We start from the raw sequence: 25,606 nt of genomic DNA on the forward strand, positions 1-25,606 counted from the left end.
TAACTTCACTGACAGTAGATGTCAGTGAAGTTATTTTATAATGATGACAATCTCGGATTACTGAGAAGAAAGGCGGAGTAGACACATGAGCGAACAGACAAAATACAAGGCAGTATCAGGAAAATATACAATGAATGGTACACCTAACGGCGTTACATCGATTACCCCATTTATAACAGTGAAGGACCCTTCTGAAGCAATAGAGTTCTACAAATTTGTGTTCAATGCATGCGTGAAGGATATCACGGAGCATCCAGATGGAAATGGTAATACAATGATTGTTCATGCGGAATTGGATTTTGGAAAAGGTTTTTTACAGTTGGGAGCAGCGAACCCGACATATCAATTGGCTCTGCCCCCAGATCAAGAACATGCATGTTATTCTTTAGGCGTTTACGTCATGAATGTGGATGAAACCATTGCAACCGCTGTATCCAGATGGGCGAAAGTAAGAGAAGAGATTATAAACTTTGCGTCTGGTGATCGATTCGGAAGTATACTGGACCCTTTTGGCGTAAGGTGGTCTATTCTAACCCGGATTGAAGATTTGTCAGAAGAAGAAAGTAGTCGGAGGGTTGCTGAGTGGGCCAAAAGGGTTAGCGGATGAATAGTGAGTTTAGAATGAGCCCCTTTAAGGTAGAAGTACTAGCAGTATACTGATTGAATTAATAAATTTATCTTAACGAAACATAACGCCTTCTTTCCTTCGGAGAGGAGGTTTTTATGATGCGAAAGAATTTTAGTTGACATATAGCCTAATGTTAGGATATATTTACCCTAAAGTTAGGATAGATAATAATAGGATAAAGAGGAGATTGAATTTATGAGTATTCTATCCATTGTTTTGCAAGTGATATTAGGATTAGGTTTTCTCATGTTTGGGTTTATGAAGTTTGGGTCCAAGCAGATGGTGGAAGGATTTAAGAACTATGGATACCCTGGAGCATTCCGAGTATTTACAGGGTTGATTGAAGTCATTGCAGGAGTTTTAGTTATTGCAGGTAATTGGAGTGAGGGTTTCGCTGCATGGGGTGGTTTACTCATCGTGGTAACGATGATCGGTGCGATCATGACCCACATTAAAATAAATGATCAATTGAAACAAATGCTTATGCCGATCATTTTATTAATTCTGGGATTGGTCGTGTTGCTAATCAATTACGGATCTTTGTTTGAGTGAATAGTCCGTTAAACCTAAGGAGTGAGTATAATGGGAATCCAAATTATTAAACCCAAAGATCAAGCAAGTGGTCAGTTTGATGGCGGCAAAATAATAGAACAAAAACCAATTGGTTTTTCCGGAGAAGGCTCGATCATTACTCGACTAGGACCCCTATTTTACTGGGCTTGGGCTCATTCTCAGGGACCAGCAGAAATCGGCTTCCATCCACATCAAGGCTTCGAAATCATCACTTATGTAATCAATGGTAAGGCATATCATCGGGATACACTGGGTACGGAAAGTGTTGTACAAGAAGGAGGAGCCCAGCTCATGCAAACAGGCTCTGGTGTGCAACATGCTGAGGCGTTAAAGGAACCGACTGAAGCCTTTCAAATTTGGTTTGAACCACATCTAAGCCAAGCCGTGAAACGTGCACCTGTTTACTCACAATATGACTCTAATCATTTTTTGTTAGTAGACATAGATGGTGTGAAAATCAAAACACTTTTAGGAAACGATTCTCCTATGCAAATTGTGACTGATGCTCAAATGTGGGATGTACGTGTTCCTAAGGGAACAGTATATACGCATAGCCTTTCCTTCGGTCGTACATTGGCTGGTTTAGCCATTAGAGGAGACGGATCTCTTTTATCAGATACAATCGAAACAACTCATTTTTCACAGAAGGATTTTATTATCGTTCAACCAGAGGAAGAAGAGAAAGTAGCCATACAAGCTATTGATCAAGACCTTCGAATTTTGCTTATTGAAGTTCCGACTGAAGTTGATTATCCTTTATACAGAAAACCAAGATGACAAATACTGTTTTTTGGGAAGGTATCTAATAGGAGGTCCTGTACATGTTCCAAGGAGATGAACAAAGTCAGATCGATTTACGGCTTTTCCGTGTGTGGGTAAAGGCTAGTAAAACTGTTTTTGATGATGTTGTAAAAGATATAGAGCGGTCCGGCATTAGTAATGAGAACTTTATGGTTCTGGAACTACTCTACAATAAAGGACCACACACGGTCCAAAATATAAGCGAGAAATTTTCGATCCCAAGCGGAAGCATCACATATGTAGTGGATAAGCTTGAAAAGAAAGAATTAGTAAAGCGAGAACCAAGTCCAACAGACCGTCGATCTTCAAATGTAGTCATAACGGATCAAGGTCAAAATTTATTTAAAGAGATCTTTCCTCAACACGTTGAGGTGATATCCAAGAATCTGTCTTCGATTACCAATGAAGAAAAAATACAGTTAACCAATCTTCTCAAGAAACTCGGACTAGGCGCTAGTAGGATCAACGAATGAATTGAGATGAAACCGACTTTTGGTTGCACAAAGCGCAGGCTTTGATCCAGCAGGATTACCCATCTCCACAACGAGTCTCATGTACGTGGCAGAAGATAGCCAAACAGCCTTACGCGAGAACTACTCGCAACAATCATTATGTCTGCTATTAAGAGACACACATAAATCATGTCGGTAACAAGAATAACCTTATAACAAGGATAAGAAAAACATACTTTGGGGAGGCATTATGCCTCCTCTTTTTTGGGTTATTATGGAAAAATGAGCGAAGTCTTTAAACACAAAAAAGTCTCGTATAATAGACGACATCTATGGTATTTCACACTATGAAATAAGTTATCTATTATATTTCAAAAATAAACATCTTGAAATCATTTTATAGTTATGCAGGGTATTGACAGGGGGATGTTATTATTCAATTGTTCTTTTCTTTTCCATTCAATAGTGGATGATGAGACCCGGGAAACTCCATCGACCTTGTGAGGGGAAAGTAAAGACCTACTGTTTATTATCTTGCAGAATTGTACTAAGAGGGGATTATCATATTCATGAAGACAGTCAATAAACAAGCGATTGTCATTAGTGCGAAAAATGTACTGCAAGGAAATATTTTAACGGAACAGGAATTGGCAAGTACTGCTGATTCATTATCAGAACGGGTTACTTCTGATATCACATATTCTAATCCGGTCAATGGGATGAACAACCAGATGGTACCCATGATGATGGTTCTGGCTGGATACATTGGAGCGATGTTACTGAGTTTGAATCTTCAACAGTCAGCAATGATGACAAGTCAACGTAAATACAACAACTAATATAAAGAGGTGTATGAATCGTGAAAAATGAAACTCCTATCGGTTTAGATCAAAATAATGAGAAACTGCTGCTTCCCATTTATGAACCGTATGATCCCCAAGTTGACTTCTATGTGGATAGTAAAGCGATGGCTTTTGGGTCTGCTCTTCCCTTGGCATATAGTAACTGGAGAGACGAGTCCATGTCATGGAAGGAAACATGTTATCTGCATACTGGCCTGAATCCAGCCAGCGCTTACCGCGTCACTGGACCAGATGCGATAAAGTTCTTTGCTGATACGTGTGTCAACAGCTTCGCTAAATTCCCTATCGGTTCTCTAAAACATGCGATTATGTGTAATGAAGAAGGCAACATTATGACACATGGCGTGTTGCTCAGAGTAGGCGAGGAAGAATTCATTTCGTATTTCCTGGCACCCTACGCTGCCTATAAATTAGACACTGGAAATTATGATGCACAGGGAGAATATATACGCGATGAGTTCGTCTTTCAGCTTGCCGGACCTAAATCACTTGAAATAATAGAATCTGCGACCGGAGAATGTCTGCACGATCTGAAATTTGGACGCTACCGGATGAGCCGTGTTGCTGGGCAAGAGATTCGGGTTACCCGAATGGGGATGGCAGGTACGCTTGCTTATGAGATTCACGGTCAGAACGAATATGTACTGTCCATTTATAATGCCATCATGACAGCGGGAGAACCTTTTGGCATTCGAAAACTTGGGCTAACTGCGTATAAGATGAACCATACCGAAGGTGGATTTCCGCAGTCTTTCGTACATTTTCCATGTCCATGGGGAGAAGACTCAGGTTTCATGAAATATCTAGGGAAGTCGCAGAAGACTCGTCGCCCTTCAACATTGTTAATGGGGAGCATGGGTACAGACATCAGGCTACGTTACCGCAATCCCGTTGAATTGGGATGGGGAAAAATGATTAAGTTTGATCACGAGTTCATTGGACGTGAGGCATTAGAAAAACAAGTAGCACACCCACGCCGCACAATGGTTACTTTGGTCTGGAACACAGAAGATATCCTTGATGTACAGGCATCCCAGTATCAACCGGGTGAACCTTATATGGAGATGGAACCCGTACATTTATCTCAGGAAAATGGACGAACGGTATTATATGCTGACCAAGTTTTGAAGGATGGTAACTTGATTGGTGTCAGTTCAGGACGAATGTACAGTTATTACTATCGGCAAATGATTTCTCTTTGTTCCATTAATTCAGAATATTCCGTAATTGGGGACGAAGTTCATATTCTCTGGGGAAATCCAGGAACACGTCAAAAAGTAATTCGGGCTACGATATCACGTTTTCCATTCCTCAATGAACATCGCAATGAACATGTCGATGTAAACGCCATTCCATGTGGGGCACCAATGAAATAAGCGAGTTTACTTTTTTTATAGTAATAGCTAATCACATAATTAGGAGGCATTCATAGATTTATGGAGCACATGAATAGTAATAAAGTTCACGTTTCCGTACCGGAACTACAAAATCGTGCAAGACTGCTTATCTCTTGTCCGGATCAATCTGGTATCGTTGCGGCTGTATCGCAATTTTTATCTGATCATGGAGCAAATATTGTACATTCGGATCAGTACACGATGGACCCCGCAGGAGGTATATTTTTCATGCGAATTGAATTTGATTTACATGAGTCATCCAAACATTTAGCTGCAATTCAATCGGATTTTGCAACGTTGGCGGACCCGTTTGGGATGAGATGGTTATTATCTCCAGCAAGTCACAGGAAGCGGTTAGCGATCTTTGTTTCGAAAGAGGATCATTGTCTGCTCGAATTGTTATGGCAGTGGCGTGCCGGAGAACTGGATGCTGACATCGTGCTCATCGTCAGCAACCACCTGGATATGAAAACGATCGCTGAGTCTTTCGGAATTCCTTACCTTTATGTTCCCGTTACACCCGAAACCAAGGCGGAAGCTGAATCTCGGCACAGGGAAGCAGTAAAATTAGCGAATGTTGACATCATTATTTTGGCACGTTATATGCAAATCATACCGCCAACATTTATTGAGCAATACCGTAATCGTATCATCAATATTCATCATTCCTTTCTTCCTGCGTTTGTCGGTGGCAATCCTTATGCTCAAGCACATCACCGTGGGGTAAAACTTATTGGTGCAACTGCACACTACGTAACAGAAGAGCTTGATGGTGGTCCAATCATAGAACAGGATATACAACGTGTTACCCACCGTAACCATGTTACAGATCTGAAACGGATCGGTCGTCAGATTGAACGAACTGTACTTGCTCGCGCGGTCGCATGGCATGTGGAAGACCGTGTTATCGTGCATAACAATAAAACCGTTGTTTTCATATAGAAAAATGTCGAATAAAGGGATTGCTAACTAATTTATTGTGTGATATTATGATCCAGTAAACGTTTACATGGATAACGAATTGAATATTAGCAGTGTTTGGCTGTTACTGGTAAAGCAGGCATGACCAAAATGATTTTGCATTTTCCTTATGTGAGTAGGGGAAGGCATATCGTTTTGGTCTTTTTTATATCCAAATTCAGAAATGGGGCAAAGGTATGGACTATCGCAAGTTGGGACAAGAGATTACGGAGTTGGTTGGAAAGAAGGATAATATCGCTCGGCTTACGCACTGCGCAACCCGACTTCGGTTCGAATTGCACGACATCTCCAAAGCGGAGACAGAAAAACTCAAAGCTCTTCCAGGTGTCATTACCGTTGTGAATAATGGTGGACAATACCAGGTGGTTGTGGGCAATGAGGTGCAGCAGGTCTATCGCGTTATTACTCAGCAGATGGGTTCAACAACCCGGAGTGCAGACTCCAAATCAGATTCCGGAAAAAATAACGGACCAAAACAAAAACAGAGCTGGATTTCCAGATTCATCAGCGTGATCTCAACGACATTTACTCCGGTCATTCCGGCAATCATTGGCGCGGGTATGATTAAAGCAATATTGGCCGTACTTGTACTGACAGGCCTCGTAACGACGGAAAGCCAAAACTACTATATCCTTAATACCATTGCGGACGCAGCTTTTTATTTCATGCCTATTCTGTTGGCTTATGGAGCTTCCATTAAGTTTGAAACAAGTCCAATTATGGCGATGACGGTTGCCGGAGTGTTGTTACACCCCGGATGGAGCGCACTGATGACGGAAGGAAAAGATGTATTTTTCATCGGTGTTCCAGTTCGCCTAACGGATTATGCAGGCTCCGTGCTGCCGATTATTATCGTCGTTTGGCTCATGTCCTATATTGAACGTTTCGCAGATCGGGTATCACCTTCCATGATTAAGTTTTTCACAAAACCGATGATTGTACTATTGATTACAGCACCACTTGCATTAGTGGCGATCGGGCCTTTCGGAACGTATCTGAATGATCTGGTTGCGATGGGTGCAGAAGCAATTAATGCCAGAGCCAGTTGGCTGATTCCTTTGTTAATGGGAACTTTGCAACCGTTTCTGATCGTGACAGGCACTGCATGGGCGATGACGCCAATTGCAACTAGCCAACTGACCAAAAATGGATATGAAATGATCAACGGTCCGGGAATGCTCGCGTCCAATATTGCTCAAGGTGGGGCTACGCTTGCTGTAGCATTAAAAACCAAAAACCAAAAACTGAAACAGCTCGCTGCTTCATCCGGTTTCACCGCTGTACTGGGCATCACGGAACCATCCTTGTACGGCGTAACGCTGAAACTGAAGAAACCTTTGATTGCCGCAATGATCGGTGGTGGGGTAGCAGGAATATACGCTGGTCTGACCGGATTAGTACGTTATGCCTTCGTTTCTCCAGGGCTTGCCGCGTTACCTGCCTTTATTGGCAGCAATCCGATGAACATCGTTCATGCCATTGTAACGTGTCTGATCGCCTTTATCGTGACCTTTGCCCTGACATGGATCATTGGTTTTGAGGATCCAGTGGATGATGAAGAAGAAGGCAATACCAACGTTAACGATGACAAGACGCTTTCCGGCCAGCCTGTTCAAGACAACACCCCAGACACGAAGTCTGCTGCAACAACAAATGCAAATGTACTGAACCAAAATGAGATACACTCACTTATGATCGCCAGCCCTATGCAAGGGGAATTAGTGCATCTGGACCGTGTACCAGACGATGTCTTCTCTTTGGGATTACTGGGTAAAGGCGCTGCGATTATTCCTGCAAAAGGAGAACTGTATGCACCGATCGCAGGTGAAGTTACGGCTTTCATGGACTCCAAACATGCAGTCAAATTAAATGGTTACAATGGAGAAGAGATACTCATTCATATTGGAGTGGATACCGTCAACCTGAAGGGGAGACATTTCGACTCTTCCATTAAAGTAGGAGATCAGGTACAACAGGGTGACTTGTTGATCAGCTTCGATATCGACGCCATCAAGGCGGAAGGCTACGAAGTCATAACCCCGATCATTATCGCCAATTCGGATCGTTTCCCGGACATTAAGCTGGAAAAGCAGCGTTCTGTGGAGGTTGGAGCGACCATTATGCACCTTTCGTAACAACCGTAATGCGGTACGCTATATCTTTTGATCATCATTAAAATGAAGGAGTGTTAGAGATGTTATATCAACACATCAAGCCATTCCCCAATGAATTTCTATGGGGAGGCTCCACCTCGGCCTATCAAGTGGAGGGAGCCTGGAACGAAGATGGCAAAGGCCTGTCCGTAATCGATATGTGTGATCATCCCGCTGGAACCGCCGACTTCACAGTTGCGAGCGATCACTATCACCGATTCAGAGAAGACGTGAAGCTCTTTGCAGAGCTGGGCCTCAAAGCGTATCGTTTTTCCATTGCATGGACTCGAATCTTGCCTTCAGGCAAAGGGGCTGTTAATGAAAAAGGACTCCATTTTTATCACCAATTGATTGACGAATTACTGCTCCATGGCATTGAACCCATTGTGACCATGTATCATTTCGACTTACCTTACGAGCTTGAGAAAACCGGAGGATGGAACAACCGAGAGACGATCGATGCCTTTGTTGAGTACGGGCGTATCTTGTTTGAGCAATACGGGCATAAAGTGAAATATTGGTTGACCATTAATGAGCAAAATACGATGATTCTCCATCCTGGTGCCATTGGTACACCGAGAGGCGGACGTTTGCCATCCAATAAGGAACTGTATCAGCAAAATCATCACATGTTTGTAGCTCAAGGCAGAACGATGAGACTATTTCATGATATGATCCCGCAAGGCAAGATCGGCCCTGCATTGAACATGACTTCCATGTATCAGGCAACCTCCAGACCAGCAGATGCAATCGCTGCACATAACTGGGAGACGATTCGCGGATGGGGGTTTCTCGACTTATCAGTGTGGGGACGGTATAATCCATTATTCTGGAGTTATTTGCAGGAACGTGGCATCGAGCCGATTATTGAGCAGGGCGACATGGAGGACATCCAGTCGGGTCGTCCCGATCTGGTAGCTATCAATTATTACTCAACAGCCACCATTGCCGCCAGTACGGGCGATGCGTCAGATGTTACAGCTCGTGCAGGGGATCAGCAAATTATGCTTGGCGAGCAGGGAGTGTACCGGGCCGCGGAGAATCCATATACGGAAAAAACGAAATATGGCTGGGTAATTGATCCGGTTGGCCTAAGGCTGACATTGCGTAAGGTATGTGAACGATATGGTCTCCCGATTTTAATTACGGAAAATGGCATAGGAGCTCCAGATATACTGGAAGCAGATCACACGGTTAACGATACGTACAGGATTGATTTTATCGAGAAACACCTGGAGCAGATCAGACTAGCTCTAACGGATGGTGTGGATGTGATCGGTTATTGCCCTTGGTCCGTTATTGACGTGGTAAGCACCCATCAGGGGTATGGGAAACGCTACGGCATGATCTATGTCAACCGTGGTGAACAGGATCTGAAAGACTTGAAACGCTTGAAGAAGAAAAGCTTCTCGTGGTATCAGGAGGTCATTAAACAGAATGGCAGATGTATCGGAAATTCGGATCAGGCGGTCACGAAAGAATAAAGGATCGTGATGAATGCATGAAAGTAATTAAAATATTGAATAACAGCTTGCTTCTGACCAAGGATGAACAGGGACAAGAAGTGATTGTCATGGGAAAAGGGTTGGCATTCAAAGGCAAAGTCGGCGAGCGACTCGATGAGGAGCACATTCAGAAACGATTCATTCTGCAAAATAACCCGTCTGCCCAGGCTTATGTACGAACCATCGAAAACATGCCGGAATCACATGTGAACGTCATTAACAAACTCATTTCGAATGCCAAAGAAAAGCTCTCACTTGATGATCAAATCTTCTTTACACTTATGGATCACCTGTCATTTGCCATTGAACGTTGGAAAAAAGGTGTATCATTACAGAATCGTATGTTGTGGGAGATCCAAAGGTTTCATCCAGTCGAATTCGAACTGGGCCTGGAAGCCGTCCACATGTTGAATCAAGAACTTGGCATAGAGCTTACGGAAGAGGAAGCGGGCAATATTGCCTTTCATTTCGTCAATGCTCAAAGCCATGAACAGAATATGGAGCGCACGATGCAATCCGTTAAAATGTTAAAAGATATTTTCAATCTTATTCAATACAGCTTTGACATGCAATTGAATAAAAACTCCATCCATTATGTGAGACTCGTCACACACCTGCAGTTTTTCATTCAGCGTTTACAAGAGGGCCGATTAGGCAATTCGCCGAAAGATTTCATCTTTCAGCACATGGTGAAGGAGCATCCACTTGAATACAAATGCGCGGAGATGATTAAAACCTATGTGCAAAACATGCTGGATATCTCCATCTCAAACGAGGAATTATTATATCTAATGATTCACATTGCTCGAATTGTGCAGGAGGAGCAAGGTGATGAGGGACAATTATCCCATTGATCAGTTTGCGAACATATAATGAAGTGATCATGTCGCTACGACCGTTCTCTGGTATTTCACCGGAAAACGGTCGTTTGGTTTGACTACCCTTGGAAGACTATATTCATTATTGTGGCTTCACGTCTAACTCAAATGTTGGTCGAGGTAGCATATTCGCACTTGATTTTAATCGAATGATCGTTTATTATAGGTCCAGTGAACGCTACGTTGTCTATGAGGTGAAGAGATACTTGGATATCAACAACGACGTTGGAATGCTCTTTATATAACGCATCCTTGATTGACTTTAATCAAACGATTATTTAATATCATGTACATGAGACATAAAGATGAGAATAAACGAGAGCGTATTTTTAACGCAGCAATTCAATTAATTAATGAATATGGGCTATCGGAAACTTCGATGTCCAAGATCGCCAAAAAGGCTAACGTATCTGCTTCAACGATATACGTTTACTTCGAAAACAAGGAGGACATGCTCAATAAACTGTATGTAAGCATCAAGAAAGACATGAGTCTGGCCGTATTTCACAATTATGATGAATCGATTACGATCCAATCTGCTTTTGAGCATGCATTGAAAAATTTCTCGGACTTTATTTTAAGCCATAAAGATGAATTTTTATTTGCCGAGCAATTCTCCAATTCACCACTCCTGCATAAGTTGTCCCTGATGGAGGGAGCCAGTCTATTCGAACCTCTATTTAAGTTGTACGAGAAGGGTAAAAGTGAACGGGTATTCAAACAAGTGGATACGAGTCTGCTTCATATGTTTACGTTCAATCCAACCATGCAATATGTTAAAGAGGTTTTTGGCGGCCGGATCGAGTTGGAGCAAGATCGTTTGGACGAATTAGTTCAGATGACTTGGGATGCGATTAAAGCTTAATAAAGTTCTATTTTAGAGGGAATTACATTCACTATGGAAATCCCTCTGTTTTGACGCTATATATTAATCGAATGATCGTTTATTTATGAGGATTGAAAATTAATATACATTTACTACTATTAGAAAGAGGTTATGTAATGAACGCACAGTACAACAACATGTTTGAATCTTTTACACTCAACAACGGAGTAACGCTTCGGAATCGAATTGTTATGGCATCTATGACCACATGGTCCAGTAATGATGATTATACCGTTTCAGATGCGGAAGAAAACTATTATAAAAAAAGAGTAAATGGTGTGGGGCTGGTTATTACAGGATGCACACATGTCCAACCTAACGGGATCGGCTTCACGAATGAGTTCGCCGGGTACGATGATGCGTTCATTCCGAGCTTGCGCAAATTAGCAGATGCTACGAAGAGTGGAGGAGCTGCTGCATTACTTCAAATTTTTCATGCAGGTAACAAGGCACTTCCAAATCTCACTCCGAATGGTGAAGTGGTTAGTTCCAGTGCTGTGCAGACGGAAGCCACAGGATTTGCACCTTCCGTTCTACCTAGAGAGCTTTCGCATGATGAAATATTGGACGTGATTCATGCGTTTGGAGAAACGACTAGACGTGCAATTGAAGCAGGTTTTGACGGGGTTGAAATTCATGGTGCTCATGGATTCCTGCTGCAAAACTTCTTTTCTCCATTCTTCAACAGACGAGAGGATCAATGGGGTGGTTCCATAGAAAATCGCTTACGCTTTCCGCTGGCTGTCATTGATGAGATGAAACGTGTCATTCAAAAACATGCTACCAAACCTTTCATTCTCGGATACCGGATTTCTCCTGACGAACATCAGGAAGGTGGTCTAAGAATGAAGGATACCTATGTGTTGATTGATCGCCTGATTGAAGTGGGTGTTGATTATATCCATGCTTCATTGGGGGATGTCTTTACATCTAAACCCGCTGACACTCGAGATGACAAAACACACCTGGAATTCATTGCTGAACATGTGAGCGGTCGAGTAACTCTACTGGCTGCAGGTTCGATGGTAACTCCGGATGATGTTAATAAAGCTATGAATCAGGGCATATCCTTGGCAGCGATTGGCCAAACGTTAATCATGAATCCGGACTGGGTTGAGAAAGTTCAAGGTGGACGTGAGTCTGAGATACAAACTACGATCAAGGCTTCGAAGGTAAATGAGCTTGAGCTACCTGAAAAACTGTGGGGCTTCATTCAAGCTTCTGGTCCATGGTTCAATATCGAGGAATAGTATTAACCATCAGACTGTGGATGTAATGATTTAGAAGTCGAATATTACGGAAGCGATGCAGTCCGAGTGGTCAGCACTGCGTTCGAAGATGATCCGTGGCCTTGTGAAGAACAATCATGTTCATTGGTGGTGTCGGTTATTATCTCGGACAAGCATCTCAAGCTAATCACAATCTGTTTATCTAATTTTAAGAAATGGGTTTCCTCCAATTGAAGGAAGCCCATTTCGCACAATATCTGATTTCGGATGATATAGAAGAGTATGCATTTAACTAGTTAAGATATTTCTTGCGAAACTCAAGGGGAGATATTCCAACACCTCGCTTGAAGCAGGTAGAAAAGTAAGGCGCATATTGAAAACCCACTTCAGCCGCTATACGATCAATCGACCATTCCGTGGAGACTAGAAGCTGCTTGGCCCGCTCAATCCTGAATTGTAGTAAGTACTGAACGGGTGTGACACCGTATTTCATTTTCATACAGCGAACGATATAGCTGGGGTGAAAGTGTAGTGCCGACGAGAGTGTTTCATTGGTGATCTCTTCTTGGTAGTGTTGCTGGATGAAAACAGCTACTTTCTCGGCAAGCCGTGAAGCAGGCGTTTTGGCCATATCCGAGATGCCATTTTCGAGCATAGCCAGAAAGCGGAACAGCAGTTGCTGCTTCTCCCAGAAGGCATCACCTACCGGCAGCTCCAAAAGCTGTTGCATTAGATCAAATGCGAGCTGGGGACTTAGTAGCGTGGATTTCTTAGGTATTCGTATTAATTTTGGGTTATCGAATGGCGATAACGGATTTACCACTTCCGATTCTTCTATTAAGGGACTCTGATGCCAGTCCACATGCTCAAAATGAACCCAGTAAAACGTTGTTTCCTGTTCGCAGGGCCTGAATGAATAATGCTCACCTTCCGGCAGTAATAATAGTGCATCACCTATGCCGAGTGTCCATTCCGTCCCGTTCTCACCGATATGTAATTCCCCATCAACCACGAGCAGTACATCAAACAGGCCGAAGTTTCTTCGATTAGGATGACGGTCGCCTATACGAAACGTTGAACGACCCGATTCCCAGTAATATGGAAGAGGTGGGGTTTGTAACGCAACAATTAATTCTTCCTTCAATGAATTAACCTCATTTTTTAGTGTCATTTTGTATAGAAAAAAGCTCATTCCATTCCTATTCTCACTTTAAGAAAAAGCATATACTCGACTGTGGAAAGAGTCAAATTTTATACTTTTGAGGTGTGTATAATGGGACAGAATCAGATCCAAATTCAAGACCAATTTTGGAATACATATTCCGATCTTGTACGAGAAACGGTTATTCCCTATCAATGGGAAGCTCTAAACGATAGGGTAGAGGACGCTGAGCCTAGTCATGCCATTCGAAATTTCCGTATTGCTGCCGGCTTGGAGCAAGGTGAATTTGGCGGATGGGTATTTCAGGACAGTGATCTCTACAAGTGGTTAGAGGCCGTTGCTTATTCGCTCCGTCATCATCCAGATCATAGGTTAGAGAAGATCGCCGATGAATCCATCGAATTGATCAGCCAAGCCCAACATGACGATGGTTATCTGAATACCTACTTCACGATCAAAGAACCTGGGAAGCAATGGACCAATCTTTACGAAGCTCATGAGCTGTATTGTGCAGGGCATTTAATCGAAGCAGCGGTTGCTTATTATCAGGCTACAGGCAAGCGTAAATTGTTAGACATCTCTTGCCGATTCGCTGATCTGATTGATCGTATGTTCGGAACCAACCCTGGACAGATAAGAGCCTACTGCGGCCATCAGGAAATTGAATTGGCTCTGGTTAAGCTATACGGTGTTACGGGAGAAGAGCGTTATTTGAACCTTAGCCGGTACTTCATAGATGAACGGGGAAAACAGCCCAACTATTTTATCGAGGAATGGAAACGCGGAAGCCGGACAAACATCTGGTCACAGGGAGAGCCTAATCTTGAGGTCTATCAGTCTCATCTGCCTGTTCGTGAGCAAAAGGTAGCTGTTGGACACTCCGTTCGGGCAGTTTACATGTACACGGCAATGGCTGATCTTGCGAGATTAACAGGTGATGAAGGTCAGAAGGAGGCCTGTGAACGACTCTGGTCCAACACAACTGGCAAACAAATGTATATCACCGGAGGCATTGGTTCAACACATCTCGGGGAAGCCTTTACGTTTGACTACGATCTTCCGAATGATTCCGTTTACGCGGAGACCTGCGCCTCGATTGGTTTGATTTTCTGGGCACGTCGCATGCTTCAATTGGAAGTTAAAAGCGAGTATGCGGATGTGTTGGAGAGAGCACTCTACAACAATGTGCTGGGCAGCATGTCTAAGGATGGGAAACACTTCTTCTATGTCAACCCACTTGAGGTATGGCCAGAAGCAAGTCTCAAAAATCCAGATAAATATCACGTAAAGCCCGTCCGACAAAAATGGTTCGGTTGCTCCTGTTGTCCTCCCAATGTCGCGCGGTTGCTAGGTTCGTTAAACGATTATATTTACGACGTGTCTGAGGATGGCAGAACGATCTATACCCATTTGTATATTGGAAGTAAAGCGTCGTTCGAGCTTGCCGACACCACAATAACTTTGCATCAACACTCTGAGTTGCCATGGAACGGCAGCGTTGAATTCTCGGTTCAGCTTCCCAAAGACAGCGAATGTGCTGAGTTCGAGCTTGCGCTCCGTATACCGAACTGGTTCCAGGACGGAGAACCAACGTTGAAAGTAAATGGTGAAAAGCAAGATATTCATGTTGAGAATGGTTACGCCAAAATAAATCGCAGCTGGTCAGATGGAAATACAGTGGAGTGGCTGCTTCCGATTGAGCCGAAGTTAGTTGCGGCGCACCCTTTAATTCGGGCAGATGCAGGCAAGGTGGCTATTCAACGCGGCCCGCTCGTTTATTGTGTCGAAGAAGCAGACAACGAAGCACCGCTCACTTCACTCGCAATCGCTGAGGAGCCGCAATTAACGGCGTATGCTGATCCAGATTTGCTAGGTGGTTGTGTCGTGGTAGAAGGGGACGGTTTCGTGACTGACAACAGCGATTTATGGTCAGATGAGAAGCCGTACCGTTCTTATATTAAGCAGACAAAGGCTGTACGTTTCAAGGCCATTCCCTATTATCTATGGGGCAATCGTCTGGCTGGTGAAATGAGCGTGTGGCTGCGTTATTAAAGAGAAAGTAAGTACACTTAAGGCTTTATTTGCATTCTTTTCGCAAACGAGCATAATACAAAAAAACGAAGGCGGTTAACCCACCTTCGTTTTTTTTCTGTTTCATGACACTGCCTAAAGATTAACCGTTCTTCTGCGCTGCCAGAAACTGTTTGATACTTATTGGATTTTGACCTGTGAGTTCTTTGAAATCCTGAGTTACCAGCTCATATTCACCTCTAGCTGAAGCCGCATCAAAAGAAGCTAGAGCTTCCGCCATAGGCTTCGGCATGCGAAAGGATTCGTAAATGCCAACGAGTTGAGGAATATCTAACGGCACATACGATACCGGTTTGCCTACAGCTTCACTCAAAATACGGGCAATATCCTGAACCGAAACAGCTTCCAAGCCGGTTAAATGAAGTGTTTTATTATTGTTGTTAGATGATGATAAAGCCACAGCCACAGCAATGGCACAATCTTGACGAGCGATATAAGAGATTTTGCCTTCACCAATAGCAGATGCGTACATTCCTCTTTCGGCCGCTTGTCCCAAGGCTTGAAGAAGGTTCTCGGCGTACAGATTGTTACGAAGAATAGTATACGTTAATCCAGTATCTTTGATGGCTTGCTCCGTGAAATAATGGTCCCCAGCGGTAACGTTAGCTGTCCCCGGTTCATTATTAAAGAAGGAGGTATACACAATATGGTTTACACCAGCTTTAACGGCAGCGCGTAGGGCTTAAGTTTGTTGATTGAACTGGATCTCCGGAATGCCGATTGCATCTGTAGCGTCTCGATGTGAGCTTTTTTCTCTGGCGCCGATGTCGGGCTCTTCTTTATATAGCAAACGAATGATACGTAGTGAGAAATACGATTTACTCCATGGTTATAAACGTACGAGTGGTTGAATCCTACCTATGTCGGCACCCTGGAATTTTAGATATCGTGTTTGATGTGACTGAACATACAAAACGACTTAATTTGCGACCGTTTCTCGGCATTACACCGGGGAACGGTCGTTTTATTTATTTAGAGTCAATCGAAGATAACTATGGAAAGGTCATGAATGCATGAATTGTAGAATATTGGTCATTCTACTTGAAAACAGTATGTGATGTAAGGAGATCTGATCAGGTGATGTGGAAACAAATACTGGATCATATACCTGACTGGAGTGCCTGGGTGGGCACCATGTGCCTAACGTTAGTACCTTTTCTCATTATGGGCCTGTTTCGCCAGATCAAGCTTATGGATGCGCGGCTGGGCCAACGAAAGCAGAGAATGGAGAGTCCTCCCGCTGCAGAAGAACAGTCGGGTGACCCTAGTCCTGTTCCAACGGTCACAGATGATAAAGCCTTATTATATACAGATGAACTTGTGACCAACATGAATCGCTTCAAACAGGTTGCACTGGATATGGATGATATTAATGAACGAACATTTTATCTAAGCAACCTGGATTGTCATGCCGTCTTGTATTTTGTCGATGGTTTGACCGATAAGATGGCGCTGGATCATAACGTGCTGAAACCGATGTTGGAGTGGGGAAACACGCCACTTGAGCATGAGAAGTTAACTCCTGAACAGCTGGTACATTTACTGGATCAGCAGCTGTTGCTGGTATCTGAAACAGAATTTGTGAAGGAGGTCACTCCGAGCTTGCGCAAGGTCCTGTTTGGCTCCGTAATCCTTTTGCTGGATGGGGTTCAAGGGGCGCTAATTCTGGGAACGCCAAAGGGGAAATCAAGATCGATCGAGGAGCCAGTATCGGAATCGGTTCTTCGGGGGCCAAGGATTGGCTTCACGGAAGTGCTCAGTGACAATACGACCATGCTGCGCAGACACGGGGAAACCAATGAACTTGCAATGGTCTCTTGCAAAGTGGGAAGCAGAGTCGAGAAGCAACTGATGATCGTCTATTTTCGGGATATTGCCAATCATGAACTGGTCGACGAAGTCAAACGACGTGTGCGCGCAATTGATGTAGATGAAGTACTGGAGTCCGGTTATGTGGAGCAGTTAATTGAAGATAATTTCCTTAGCCCTTTTGCCCAGATTCAAAATACGGAACGACCGGACAGGGTCATGGGGGCCTTATTGGAAGGGAGAGTCGCGATCCTGCTGGACGGGTCACCGTACGCCTTGTTAATGCCGGTTACCTATGCCATGATGCTGCAATCACCCGAAGATTATTATGAACGCTGGATTCCCAGTTCGTTTATTCGATTCTTACGCTTTGTAGCTACCCTGATTTCGCTATTTGCTCCGGCTATATACATTTCGTTTATCTCGTTTCATCCTGGACTGATTCCTACCAATTTGGTGATTTCAATCATTGGAACGAGGCAGGGCGTGCCTTTTTCCACGTTAATTGAAGCACTTATTATGGAACTTGCGATTGAGATTTTGCGGGAGGCGGGATTACGTTTGCCGAAACCTATCGGTCCAGCCATGGGGATCGTTGGTGGTCTCATCGTTGGACAAGCTGCGGTGGATGCCGGTATTGTAAGTCCCATACTGGTCATCGTTGTTGCAGTGACGGCGATATCTTCATTTGCCACGCCAATGTACAGTGCAGGTATTGCCATGCGGTTATTACGATTTCCCATCATGTTCACCGCCGCGATGTTCGGATTATATGGTGTGATCATGGCTTTTCTGTTCCTGGTCATCCATATGTTCAAATTAAAAAGTTTTGGCATTCCCTATGTAGGAATGGCTGCCCCGCCTTCCATTAAGGAATGGAAAGATTATTTGATTCGTGCTCCGCTACAATTCATGCGGCAAAGACCTGGGCTGTTACAGACCAAAGACCGGAAACGCAAGAGTTAACACGTAACACTTACAACAAGGAGGAACCATCATGGCATCTGGGCTGAATGATTCAGGCAAGCTTACAACATTACAGGGCGTAAGTCTGATCATTGTTTTTATTGTTGGTGTGGAGCTTTTTACGTTACCCAGAGAAGTCGTTCATGCTGTTAAAAGTGCAGATGCCTGGTTGTCCGTCATTCTCGGAGGATGTGTAACGTTACTTTTGGCGTGGATGATGATAAGGCTCAGTCGAAAATTTCCAGGAATGAACTTCTATGAATTCGTGCAACAGATTGTAGGGACATGGATTGGAAAAATCATCGGTGTGGTTGTGATCGCGTATTACATTCATTTGGGAAGTTATGAAATGCGGGCGATGGAGGAAGTCACATCGTTTTTCCTACTTGAAGGTACACCATGGTGGGCCATTCAGGCCCTATTTGTCTGGATATCCTTGTACTTGTGCATGGAGGGCACGGACGTGATCGCAAAAGTATGCCAGATCATTGTTCCGATCACGATCGTGATCTACCTCCTCATTTTATTACTTGGGGTGAAAAACTTTGACGTTAGCACCTTGCGTCCTTTTTTATCCAAAGGCATGTCTCCCGTCTTTCATGGCATGAGTACCACTACCTTGGCATTTAGCGGGAGCGAAATCATGTTATTTATATTAGCCAAAATGGAAAAACCCGAAAAAGCAGTTCGCATCATGGGATGGGGGCTTGGCGTAGCTATCGTGCTCTATACAACCGCTACTATTCTGTGCATCGGTGCATTCACTGCGGAGGGGGTTATGACTCGTGTATGGCCTTTTTTCGATCTCACACGCAGTGTTGAAGTAGATAATTTACCGTTGGAACGGTTCGAATCCTTACTCTTGTCAATCTGGGTACTAGAGATTTTCGCGACATTTAATATCGCTTTTTATTGTGCGGCATTGGGATTATCCCATGTGACAAAGCTTTCTTATGCACGAAGTCTCTGTATTCTACTGCCCATCATGCTGATCGTATCTCGCGTCCCTCGGGATATCAACGAACTATTCCAACTGGGGAGATATATTGGTAAAGCCAACCTCATTCTATTCTCCGGTTTGTCTCTGATCCTGCTACTCATTTCTCGCTGGAGGTCAAAGTCGACATGATCTATTCCCGAAATGTTGCTCTGTTTATGTTGGTGGCAGCAGCAAGTATGTTAATGACCGGATGTTGGAGCAGCTCACCTATTGAAAAGCGGTATCTGGAGGCAGGTATTGCCTACGATAAGGTAGAACCTGAAGAAAGAATTACTTCTGAGCGCGTAGATTACCCTCAAAAACAGAAGATTCGGCGAACCGTGCAATATATTTTGCCTGAAGCAGGAGCTAAGTTTAACAACTCTCCAGGGAAAAAGTTTTACAACAAAGAGGAGATCGGGGATTCCATTATGGAGATGACGAGGGAGACGTATCTCACGAACCGATCACCAGCCGGTTTCCATTTAAAGACAATTGTGATCAGTTCCAAGCTACTGCAAGAGATTCCGATGCATGAGTTACTTGATTTTTATCTAGCCGATAATGATATTCGACTTAGTCTTCAGGTATATATGACGACAGGAACAGCTAGTGACGTCCTCAAGGAAAATGCATCCGGAGAGATTCCTGCTTTTCTGCTCAAAGAGCTGTCTGGCAACCGCAAACGAATCTCCCGCCTCATCAAACCCGTTACACTTGCGAACTTGATCGGACCGCTAAAATCGGAATCCAGCTATCTTCTGCCAAATGTCAGTGTGGAACAAGGTGCCTTAAAGATCAAAGGTGCGGGGGTAATGAAAGGCAACACGCAAAAGTACGGTGGATACTTAAATGAATCCCATGTGGAAGGTTTACAATGGATAACAGGTGATATTTCAGGGGGCATATACAAGATCAAAGAACCTGATCTACAGCAGCAATTCGTATATGAGATCAAATCCGTCAAGAGCAAAATCAAGGCAACCGTGCACGGGGATGATATCTCGTTTCACGTTGACATGAAGTCGGAAGGGCGCCTGTCTGAAGTCTTTGCATCCAACATTAAGAAAATGAATAATCGGTCGCTGGAACAGCATTCCGAAATCGTGGAAGCAGAGGTTAAAAAGCTAGTAGAGAACACCATGACCAAGTTAAAAAAAATGCATGTAGAGGTTGCAGGTCTGGGGAAAGCTCTGCGCATACAGCATCCGGCCGTATGGGAAAAAGTCAAAGGAAATTGGGATGACACATTCACCACAATTCCAGTGACCTTCAGTGTGAAGCTGCATATCGATGATTATGGAGCCTCTACCATGAGTATGGATTAAGTTGGAGGCAGTGGCACAAGTCCGCTGGCCTCCTTATTCTGATTGGATTGAGGAATTAGTGTTATCTAAACATTTTTGCATAAACATCACTTTTTTGAAGCCTGCCATGGCAGTAAATGGGCCGGATTTTAGTTCTTTTTGGAGCATATAACCGAACCGCTCATATAATTTTTGTGCTGAAGGATTCGTATCCACGACCTCTAGATTGATTGTAGTAATTTGCTTATTGATTGCGACTTGCTCCAACTTACTTAATAGCAACTTACCTATTCCATGACCGCGAGCATCTTCTGATACGGCAATAGGGTCAATATGCAATACTTGTTCGTGATACAAATGAAATTTTAAATAAAACGCATAACATAAAAATCGCCAAGTCGCTACAAATGGGGAGTACACGTTCCGAAAAGCTACATAATTGGCAGGTGTGAACGCTTCTTTTCCTATATTGTAACCGAGAAATCCAACCACTTCTTCATTTCTTAATGCGTAAATGCCTTGTTCAAATTGAATAGACTGAGATAATAGTTGTACTGCTTGTTTTTTCGTTTTCGCATAAAACCACAAATGTGATACTTTCAATGGAAAAGCTTCGTAAAATAAATGAGCAACTTGTTCTTGTTGATGTGCATTAAGCTGCTGTGTGATTCGAATTTGGTTCATGCATATCTCCCCATTCCTTCATTTAAAATTAAAATTTTGTTGATGATCTATCATCCATTTTCCTAAAATGCAGAAGCATGAACAATTCACATTTCTTTGCGTTGTGGGTACATTTCTTAGATTTCTTCGTATGTTGCTCGAATCTTGCTTGGGACACATTGGTTGGAGTGTAAGGAGGAGATCACAAGATGAGTGGTACGGGTTATTTCACTTATAGTTCACCCCTGAACGTACAGTTTCTAAACGTCAAAGATGAACCGTTCCGATGGCATAATTCTATTGAAGTGGTGATTGTGTTGGAAGGTAGCATTCATGTTGCTATTGCCGATGAGCAAAGAACATTAGGTGTTGGTGCAATAGAAATTTTCAATATCAATCAAGTTCACCGTCTATGGCAGACCGATGAAAACAATGTCGTCCTCCAAATAAATATCGATGCTGAATTTGCAAAAGCTTATTTTCCGGATTTATCATATGTCTGGTTTGCGCATGAATTTAGCCCTGGAGCATATCTAGGGATAGAACGAGTAGAAGGAGTCATTAAGGCCATCTGCACGTTAATAACTCCAATTGTAGCTACGCGTGAGATGCCATTTCTAACGTTAAAGAATACAGCAGAACAATTGTTGGACCTGCTCATTATGAATTTTGATGCGAAAAGAATGTTCGAAGGGAACCCGACCAAGCTACAACGAATAGGAAGAATATATGATTATTTATTCAATAACAGGGGCTTTATTAACAAGGCATCTTTGAATGAGATCGCCAAACATACTGAGGAATATTTAAATTTGGATTATTTGTCATCACAATTCAAGTTATTAATAGGAGATACGCTGCAAAACTTACTTCATTACTTGCGTATTGAGCATGCAATCAAACAATTATTGACGACTGATCGGAGCCTGGTAGAAATATCAACAGAGAGTGGCTTTTCTTCGCCTAGATATTTTTATCAACGATTTAATAAGATTTTCCCTGAAGGACCGAAAGTATTTCGTGAACAACATAAAAAGAAACAGAAGATGAAAGAACACTGTAGGGAAATCATCGATCCGGCATTCGTTCTTGCAAGGCATCATGGATTATTTAAAATTCCGGATACTATAGACAGCGCACTAAATAAATGGATTCACATCGATATATTTGGACCTCATGAACAAAATTCAACTTCTCCATATCTGATCAAGATATCTGAATTAGTAAAAGGCGATTCACAAGCGTATCTTAAGATGATCCTTCAGATAAATACCTTAAGCCCCAACAACGTTTTTGGATTTGAAGAAACTTTGGATACTGCAAACCGTGACGATTTTCAAGTTTTGACATGGCTGCTCAACCAATTCAGGGAAAACGGTATTTCTCCTGTATTTCTTGTTAGAACGAGTAGTAACGCTATTTCAGAACAGATCACCACCATACAAGGACTACTTCAAAACTATACCCTCACTGATGGCGCAGAACATATGAAGGGATGGAGAATTGAGCTTCAGTAACAGAAGGAACAAGAGAACAACCACACTCACGATGTGGATAAAAAAGTTGCGAAGCTTTGCTGCTTTGGATATGATTATCTAATGTGCAATCAAGGATAACATCTATGTAATCAATTGATGATAAAGATAGTGAGGTAGAAAAAATGATCGCAAGAACAGAAGAAGATTTTAATGGTTTGAAGGAAATTGGAAAAATTGTCGCTTCTATTCGAGATGAATTGGTTCAAAAAACCATTCCGGGCATAACGACTAAAGAACTTGATGATCTGGCCGGAGAGCTTTTTGAGAAAGCTGGCGCAGTCTCTGCTCCAAAAAGTGAATATAATTTCCCAGGGTTCACTTGTATTAGTGTTAATGAAGAAGTGGCACATGGTATTCCCGGAGAGCGGGTTATTCAAGAAGGGGACATCGTCAATATTGATGTGTCTGGCTCCAAGAACAGTTATTTTGCTGATACGGGAATCTCGTTTGTCGTAGGCGAAGGCGAAGAAGTGTTAACGAAAATATGCAATGTTGTTAAACAAGCATTTGAAGCAGGTCTTAAGAAAGCAAAACCGGGTTCCAAAAAAAGCGGGATCGGAAAAGCCGTATTCCAAACTGCCAGACAGCATGAATTAACGGTTATCAAAAACCTTACAGGACACGGTGTTGGACGTGCGATACACGAAGCACCTGACCACATCTATAACTATAATGATCCATCGGATGATGAATTGTTAAAAGAAGGCATGGTTATCGCATTCGAGCCATTTGTCTCCACTTCAGAAGAAGAAGTATTCCAAACAGGAGACGGCTGGACCTTTGCTACTAAAAATAGCTATGTCGCTCAAATCGAACATACGATCATCCTTACTAAAAATGGTCCAATCATAGTTACTCTTTAATATGTTCCAATTAAAAGTCGCTAATTTAGCGGCTTTTTTTACTGTGCAGAATGAGCAAGGAACTCATAACAGAGTTTTAGTTGAAATTCTGGAAGGATTTAACGTATATTAAGAACTGATCTTTACGTTATAGACAGAGGTGATTGATTGAGCACATCAAAAAAGCGCATCCAATTAATAGATGGACTGCGCGGATTCAGTCTGGTCGGCATCGTGCTGGCGAATATGCTGGCGTTCCAATACGGAATGTTCGGCCAGAGTAAACCCCAACTGTTCGGGATCGGCGGTGCAGACCAGGCTTTTCTCTCGTTCCTGCTTATCACGGTGGTGGGCAGTTTTATGCCGATTTTTGCATTTATGTTCGGCTTTGGCATGATTAAGCTATCGGAAAGCCTAAAATCACGAGGTTTAAGACCAAAGTGTCATCTGGCTCGACGTTTTTTACTGCTGTTAGGTATCGGATTGCTGCACATCATCTATCTGTGGGAAGGGGATATCCTGGCGTTTTACGGTGTACTGGGTTTCTTCCTGCTGATGTTTCTTAATCGGAAGCCCAAAACATTGCTTATATGGGCGTTAATACTACTCGCTGGAGCAGGGCTTCTAGGTCTACCGGCATCCAATCCAACGAACCCGCTGGCTTTTGAATCCACGAATATGGAGAACTACATCATTCAAAGTCAGGATGTATACGGCAGCGGCAGCTACGCGGAGATCAGGGATTTCAGCAATAACGGTGATCCATTCGGTGGGGATTTAGAGGTGTCATACGCCCTCATAGCCTTGGTGCTGGCCCCACTTATGACGATACCGATGTTCCTGCTCGGTATGCATGCTGCAAGAATTGGTACGTTTAACGACCCTCAGGCAATGCGAAATATGTATCTTCGTCGTGCCTCGTTTTTGATTCCAGTTGGTTTGATGCTCAAAGCATATGGCGTACTGGCACCACAATTTGGTGCGGAAGGATGGCCCGGAATCGGAATCAGGGAAACGCTTGGAGGAACGTTGCTTGCACTCGGATACATTTACGCATTTGCGCTGTTGTATGCGGGAAGCCACCGTTCCAGCCTGATGGGCAGGTTCGAGGCGGTTGGCCGTCTCTCGCTGACGAACTACCTGATGCAGAGCGTAATCTGTACGACCATCTTTTATGGATACGGCCTCGGACTGTTTGGTCGTGCTGGCGTGTTCATCGGAGCGATTATTGCACTTGCTGTCTACGGCATTCAATTGTGGCTCAGCCCATTATACCTTAAGAAATTTAGCAATGGTCCGGTCGAGTATGTTCTACGAATTTGGACATATCTGTCCTGGAAGGGTCAGCCCAGAAAGAAGAAAAGATCGAAGACAAATTTGCATGAAAACGCGCCTGGTGTGAACTGAGATTAAAGCGTTACTGTAAAACGTCAAAAGAAGCCCGTTCTGATAAAGAAAGGCTTCTTAATCGTATTGATTACTTTCCTAAACTTAAAGATAGATACGTATTTCTACACTTATCTTCAACGTTAGTTAAGAGTAGATTGTTTGTATTAGCTTGGAGAATTACCAAAATTAATTTTGTGTGCTTATATTACCTTTATTTGTTATACTCACTGAAGAAATAAGAAATCCCTCTAATGTTTCCTAATATAATTAGTAATTATTTATAGATTCAACATATCAACACGAATACATAAGCTAACTATCATAGTGCAGGCAGCGTTAAGGTATACGAAATAAACGATGTAGCGTATATCTCCGACTGTTTCCACTCGGACTTGAAAGGATCGTTATTGTGTTAAAAATAATTAATTTTCTTCTTTTCTTGCTGATCATTTGGGTAGTAATTCTGTATCCTTTTCGTTTAGCTTGGTTTGAAGGCTTAAAGCAGATTCCTGCA

General features: G+C 43.0%; 21 protein-coding genes and 2 pseudogenes. 20 read left to right on the top strand and 3 right to left on the bottom strand.

Annotated features, from left to right (window positions below):
- The first annotated feature begins 85 nt into the window (after positions 1 to 85).
- From MKX75_RS14760 to MKX75_RS14820, 13 genes and pseudogenes are all read left to right on the top strand, one after another.
- Complete coding sequence (locus MKX75_RS14760; RefSeq protein WP_339165815.1) at positions 86 to 607, top strand: VOC family protein; 522 nt, start codon at positions 86 to 88, stop codon at positions 605 to 607.
- Positions 608 to 823: 216 nt separating this feature from the next.
- The gene (locus MKX75_RS14765) at positions 824 to 1,180 is read left to right on the top strand and encodes a DoxX family protein (protein WP_339165817.1); all 357 of its coding nucleotides are present in this window, start codon (positions 824 to 826) and stop codon (positions 1,178 to 1,180) included.
- A gap of 30 nt (positions 1,181 to 1,210) precedes the next feature.
- Positions 1,211 to 1,978 carry a pirin family protein gene (locus tag MKX75_RS14770; RefSeq protein ID WP_339165819.1) on the top strand — a complete coding sequence of 256 codons (768 nt, stop codon included), beginning with the start codon at positions 1,211 to 1,213 and terminating at the stop codon, positions 1,976 to 1,978.
- A gap of 44 nt (positions 1,979 to 2,022) precedes the next feature.
- The gene (locus MKX75_RS14775) at positions 2,023 to 2,475 is read left to right on the top strand and encodes a MarR family transcriptional regulator (RefSeq protein WP_145147866.1); all 453 of its coding nucleotides are present in this window, start codon (positions 2,023 to 2,025) and stop codon (positions 2,473 to 2,475) included.
- Positions 2,476 to 2,500: 25 nt separating this feature from the next.
- A pseudogene (locus MKX75_RS14780) lies at positions 2,501 to 2,599 on the top strand (N5,N10-methylene tetrahydromethanopterin reductase); the annotation flags it as partial.
- A 424-nt stretch (positions 2,600 to 3,023) separates the two neighbouring features.
- Positions 3,024 to 3,293 (top strand): hypothetical protein, encoded by a 270-nt coding sequence (locus MKX75_RS14785; RefSeq protein WP_076334148.1) that lies wholly within the window; start codon positions 3,024 to 3,026, stop codon positions 3,291 to 3,293.
- 20 nt (positions 3,294 to 3,313) lie between these two features.
- Positions 3,314 to 4,693 carry an aminomethyltransferase family protein gene (locus tag MKX75_RS14790; RefSeq protein WP_076334149.1) on the top strand — a complete coding sequence of 460 codons (1,380 nt, stop codon included), beginning with the start codon at positions 3,314 to 3,316 and terminating at the stop codon, positions 4,691 to 4,693.
- A 60-nt stretch (positions 4,694 to 4,753) separates the two neighbouring features.
- Positions 4,754 to 5,656: a formyltetrahydrofolate deformylase gene (purU, locus tag MKX75_RS14795; RefSeq protein ID WP_076334150.1), complete on the top strand. Its 903-nt coding sequence runs from the start codon at positions 4,754 to 4,756 to the stop codon at positions 5,654 to 5,656.
- A 215-nt stretch (positions 5,657 to 5,871) separates the two neighbouring features.
- Positions 5,872 to 7,830, top strand: coding sequence for a beta-glucoside-specific PTS transporter subunit IIABC (locus MKX75_RS14800; RefSeq protein WP_339165822.1), 1,959 nt, complete (start codon positions 5,872 to 5,874; stop codon positions 7,828 to 7,830).
- 59 nt (positions 7,831 to 7,889) lie between these two features.
- Positions 7,890 to 9,332, top strand: coding sequence for a glycoside hydrolase family 1 protein (locus MKX75_RS14805; protein WP_076334152.1), 1,443 nt, complete (start codon positions 7,890 to 7,892; stop codon positions 9,330 to 9,332).
- A gap of 17 nt (positions 9,333 to 9,349) precedes the next feature.
- Positions 9,350 to 10,207: a PRD domain-containing protein gene (locus tag MKX75_RS14810; RefSeq protein ID WP_062836040.1), complete on the top strand. Its 858-nt coding sequence runs from the start codon at positions 9,350 to 9,352 to the stop codon at positions 10,205 to 10,207.
- 280 nt (positions 10,208 to 10,487) lie between these two features.
- Positions 10,488 to 11,096 carry a TetR/AcrR family transcriptional regulator gene (locus MKX75_RS14815; protein WP_339165823.1) on the top strand — a complete coding sequence of 203 codons (609 nt, stop codon included), beginning with the start codon at positions 10,488 to 10,490 and terminating at the stop codon, positions 11,094 to 11,096.
- A gap of 137 nt (positions 11,097 to 11,233) precedes the next feature.
- The gene (locus MKX75_RS14820) at positions 11,234 to 12,367 is read left to right on the top strand and encodes an NADH-dependent flavin oxidoreductase (RefSeq protein ID WP_339165824.1); all 1,134 of its coding nucleotides are present in this window, start codon (positions 11,234 to 11,236) and stop codon (positions 12,365 to 12,367) included.
- A 271-nt stretch (positions 12,368 to 12,638) separates the two neighbouring features.
- Here the strand turns inward: MKX75_RS14820 and MKX75_RS14825 are convergent, their stop codons facing one another.
- A complete protein-coding gene (locus MKX75_RS14825; protein WP_339165825.1) occupies positions 12,639 to 13,517 on the bottom strand; it encodes a helix-turn-helix domain-containing protein in 879 nt (292 codons plus the stop codon).
- 102 nt (positions 13,518 to 13,619) lie between these two features.
- Here MKX75_RS14825 and MKX75_RS14830 point away from each other — a divergent pair, with 102 nt between their 5' ends.
- Positions 13,620 to 15,560, top strand: a complete 1,941-nt coding sequence (locus MKX75_RS14830; protein ID WP_339165826.1) for a beta-L-arabinofuranosidase domain-containing protein — start codon at positions 13,620 to 13,622, stop codon at positions 15,558 to 15,560.
- Positions 15,561 to 15,681: 121 nt separating this feature from the next.
- Here MKX75_RS14830 and MKX75_RS14835 read toward each other — a convergent pair.
- Positions 15,682 to 16,263 (bottom strand): annotated as a pseudogene (locus MKX75_RS14835) (NmrA family NAD(P)-binding protein); the annotation flags it as partial.
- 416 nt (positions 16,264 to 16,679) lie between these two features.
- On the opposite strand from MKX75_RS14835, the gene MKX75_RS14840 reads away from it, so the two are divergent.
- Genes MKX75_RS14840 through MKX75_RS14850 form a run of 3 tightly spaced genes read left to right on the top strand, consistent with a single transcriptional unit; the run spans position 16,680 to position 20,681 of the window.
- Positions 16,680 to 18,374 (top strand): spore germination protein, encoded by a 1,695-nt coding sequence (locus MKX75_RS14840; protein WP_339170478.1) that lies wholly within the window; start codon positions 16,680 to 16,682, stop codon positions 18,372 to 18,374.
- Positions 18,375 to 18,405: 31 nt separating this feature from the next.
- Complete coding sequence (locus MKX75_RS14845) at positions 18,406 to 19,503, top strand: GerAB/ArcD/ProY family transporter (protein ID WP_339165827.1); 1,098 nt, start codon at positions 18,406 to 18,408, stop codon at positions 19,501 to 19,503.
- Positions 19,500 to 20,681 (top strand): Ger(x)C family spore germination protein, encoded by a 1,182-nt coding sequence (locus MKX75_RS14850; RefSeq protein ID WP_339165828.1) that lies wholly within the window; start codon positions 19,500 to 19,502, stop codon positions 20,679 to 20,681. Before MKX75_RS14845 ends, MKX75_RS14850 begins: the two co-directional genes overlap by 4 nt.
- 33 nt (positions 20,682 to 20,714) lie before the next feature.
- On the opposite strand, the gene MKX75_RS14855 is transcribed toward MKX75_RS14850, so the two are convergent.
- Positions 20,715 to 21,344 carry a GNAT family N-acetyltransferase gene (locus MKX75_RS14855; RefSeq protein WP_339165829.1) on the bottom strand — a complete coding sequence of 210 codons (630 nt, stop codon included), beginning with the start codon at positions 21,342 to 21,344 and terminating at the stop codon, positions 20,715 to 20,717.
- 188 nt (positions 21,345 to 21,532) lie between these two features.
- Between MKX75_RS14855 and MKX75_RS14860 the strand changes: the two genes are divergently transcribed.
- The 3 genes from MKX75_RS14860 (at position 21,533) to MKX75_RS14870 (ending at position 25,110) form a co-directional block, all read left to right on the top strand.
- Positions 21,533 to 22,840: an AraC family transcriptional regulator gene (locus MKX75_RS14860; protein ID WP_339165830.1), complete on the top strand. Its 1,308-nt coding sequence runs from the start codon at positions 21,533 to 21,535 to the stop codon at positions 22,838 to 22,840.
- A 143-nt stretch (positions 22,841 to 22,983) separates the two neighbouring features.
- Positions 22,984 to 23,724 carry a type I methionyl aminopeptidase gene (map, locus tag MKX75_RS14865; protein WP_339165831.1) on the top strand — a complete coding sequence of 247 codons (741 nt, stop codon included), beginning with the start codon at positions 22,984 to 22,986 and terminating at the stop codon, positions 23,722 to 23,724.
- Positions 23,725 to 23,871: 147 nt separating this feature from the next.
- Positions 23,872 to 25,110, top strand: a complete 1,239-nt coding sequence (locus MKX75_RS14870; RefSeq protein WP_339165832.1) for a DUF418 domain-containing protein — start codon at positions 23,872 to 23,874, stop codon at positions 25,108 to 25,110.
- Positions 25,111 to 25,606 lie beyond the last annotated feature (496 nt).

Source organism: Paenibacillus sp. FSL R5-0341, assembly GCF_037975235.1.
GTDB classification, from domain to species: Bacteria; Bacillota; Bacilli; order Paenibacillales; family Paenibacillaceae; genus Paenibacillus; species Paenibacillus amylolyticus_A.

Bases quoted from the DNA above. Each gene is read 5' to 3' on its own strand.
- MKX75_RS14765 (WP_339165817.1), top strand. From the start codon at position 824: ATGAGTATTCTATCCATTGTTTTGCAAGTGATATTAGGATTAGGTTTT.
- MKX75_RS14805 (WP_076334152.1), top strand. From the start codon at position 7,890: ATGTTATATCAACACATCAAGCCATTCCCCAATGAATTTCTATGGGGA.
- MKX75_RS14825 (WP_339165825.1), bottom strand. From the start codon at position 13,517: ATGACACTAAAAAATGAGGTTAATTCATTGAAGGAAGAATTAATTGTT.
- MKX75_RS14845 (WP_339165827.1), top strand. From the start codon at position 18,406: ATGGCATCTGGGCTGAATGATTCAGGCAAGCTTACAACATTACAGGGC.
- purU (WP_076334150.1), top strand. From the start codon at position 4,754: ATGGAGCACATGAATAGTAATAAAGTTCACGTTTCCGTACCGGAACTA.
- MKX75_RS14775 (WP_145147866.1), top strand. From the start codon at position 2,023: ATGTTCCAAGGAGATGAACAAAGTCAGATCGATTTACGGCTTTTCCGT.
- MKX75_RS14860 (WP_339165830.1), top strand. From the start codon at position 21,533: ATGAGTGGTACGGGTTATTTCACTTATAGTTCACCCCTGAACGTACAG.
- MKX75_RS14840 (WP_339170478.1), top strand. From the start codon at position 16,680: ATGTGGAAACAAATACTGGATCATATACCTGACTGGAGTGCCTGGGTG.
- map (WP_339165831.1), top strand. From the start codon at position 22,984: ATGATCGCAAGAACAGAAGAAGATTTTAATGGTTTGAAGGAAATTGGA.
- MKX75_RS14855 (WP_339165829.1), bottom strand. From the start codon at position 21,344: ATGAACCAAATTCGAATCACACAGCAGCTTAATGCACATCAACAAGAA.
- MKX75_RS14760 (WP_339165815.1), top strand. From the start codon at position 86: ATGAGCGAACAGACAAAATACAAGGCAGTATCAGGAAAATATACAATG.
- MKX75_RS14770 (WP_339165819.1), top strand. From the start codon at position 1,211: ATGGGAATCCAAATTATTAAACCCAAAGATCAAGCAAGTGGTCAGTTT.
- MKX75_RS14830 (WP_339165826.1), top strand. From the start codon at position 13,620: ATGGGACAGAATCAGATCCAAATTCAAGACCAATTTTGGAATACATAT.
- MKX75_RS14850 (WP_339165828.1), top strand. From the start codon at position 19,500: ATGATCTATTCCCGAAATGTTGCTCTGTTTATGTTGGTGGCAGCAGCA.
- MKX75_RS14800 (WP_339165822.1), top strand. From the start codon at position 5,872: ATGGACTATCGCAAGTTGGGACAAGAGATTACGGAGTTGGTTGGAAAG.
- MKX75_RS14810 (WP_062836040.1), top strand. From the start codon at position 9,350: ATGAAAGTAATTAAAATATTGAATAACAGCTTGCTTCTGACCAAGGAT.
- MKX75_RS14785 (WP_076334148.1), top strand. From the start codon at position 3,024: ATGAAGACAGTCAATAAACAAGCGATTGTCATTAGTGCGAAAAATGTA.
- MKX75_RS14820 (WP_339165824.1), top strand. From the start codon at position 11,234: ATGAACGCACAGTACAACAACATGTTTGAATCTTTTACACTCAACAAC.